General features: G+C 42.7%; 1 protein-coding gene. It reads right to left on the reverse strand.

Features of this window, described 5'->3' with window-relative positions; genetic code table 11:
* Window positions 1-780: 780 nt before the first annotated feature.
* On the reverse strand, window positions 781-1710 hold the full coding sequence (locus ACYQ0N_RS15170) for a 2-oxoacid:ferredoxin oxidoreductase subunit beta (protein WP_460163159.1): 930 nt from the start codon (window positions 1708-1710) through the stop codon (window positions 781-783).
* Window positions 1711-1806 lie beyond the last annotated feature (96 nt).

The raw sequence follows: 1806 nt of genomic DNA on the forward strand, positions 1-1806 counted from the left end.
CCCCCACACGACGCTCTTCCGATCTCGGTGTTTCCTTCCATCTTGAATCAGTTAGAAGGTTTATGAAGAATTGCTTTGAAAGATTTCCCTTTCCCAACATCTCGTGCCTGTCTAGGTGTTTATTAAAGGGCGGTTTGGAATCATTTAGATGAAAAGCAACCAACATTCCATTGCCCAAAGATGATACGAAATCATCAAAAATTTCATTGTAATTTTCATTCAAATTGTAGCCTGCCTGGAAAGCATGGCATGTATCGAAGCAGAACCCTAACCTGCTTTTGTCCTCGATTCCATCTCTTATATATTGTAGATCTTCAATGGTGCTTCCCACCACTGTGCCCTGCCCGGCAGTATTCTCCACCGTAAGCTTAACCTTTAAACCCTTGGTCTCTTCTATGGCTCTGTTCATCCCTTCCACTATCTTATTCAATGCATTCTTAGTTCCGCTTCCCATATGGGCGCCGGGATGAAATATCAATAATTCAACTCCCAGTTTATTAGCTCTGAGTATTTCATCAATGAAAGCAGCATAGCTCTGTTCCCATTTTGATTCCTCTGGACTGCCCAGATTCAACAAATAGGAGGCGTGGATTGCCGGTTGGATTATATTGTATTTTTTCATGTTAATTATATGATCCTGAGCTGATTTGTCATCAATGGGCTTAGATTTCCATTGCATCTGGTTCTTTGAAAAAAATTGGTAGGTATTGAATCCTATACCTACCGCTATTTCAGGAAGCTTCCCGAAACCTTCCTTAGTAGACAGATGGCCACCGATTATCATTTTCTTACTATTTTGTCCTTGAATATATTTTCCATGTCTGCAATAGCGCTACCATCGCTCTTTGCAATCTTTGAAGTAGCTGGTGGATCTTCGAAATAGTTGGGGAAGTTTAACTTTATTCTCTCCTCATAAGTTGGAACGAATTCATTCTGGTAGAAAATTCCAATGGGTATCCTATCTCCCCACTCTAGAGATTTGTTTACAGCTTGCAGGTATTTCTTCTCTACCTCTTCCTCCTCAGGTTTTCTTACTACAGGATCCCAATCTTTATCCTGATCCAGATAGTAGATGCGCTGATCATACCATTCCTTTGTGTTTATATCGTTGTAGGTTGGGCATGGCTGCAATAGGTCTATAACCGCAGTTCCCTTGTGCTTGATCGCCTTTAAAATTATGTCTTTAGTGTACTTTATGTTAAAGGCGTATGCTCTCGCCACGAATGTATAGCCTACTGAAAGGGCCAACGCGATGGGATTGAGCGAGTCGTAAATATTTGGCCTCTGGAGACCCTTGGTTTTAGTACCCCTTGGAAGGGTAGGGGATGCCTGCCCCTTTGTTAATCCATAAACTCCGTTGTTATGCAGTATTATGGTAAAATCCACATTTCTTCTTCCCGCAGCCACGAAATGACCAGCACCTATACTAAGAAGGTCTCCATCCCCACCATCGAGTATTACCGTTAAGTTTGGATTGGAAAGCTTTATTCCTGTTGCAAAGGGTATTGCTCTTCCATGTAATGTGTGTATTCCTGATACGTTTACGTAATGAGGCGTTTTGGCCGAACAACCTATCCCTGATACGATAACATAATTCTCGGGCTTGGCATTATACTCAGCAAGTGCCTGCTGGATTGCTGCAAGTATACCGAAATCACCACAACCGGGGCACCAGTCTACCCATAGATCTGTTTTAAAATTATGCGCCACTAGTCATCACCACCCTATCATTACCATTCAAAACTTCAGATCGGAAGAGCACACGTCTGAACTCCAGTCACCCTCGGAATGATCTGGGGGGGGGGG

The sequence above is a fragment of the Ruminococcus sporogenes genome (genome assembly GCF_054655175.1).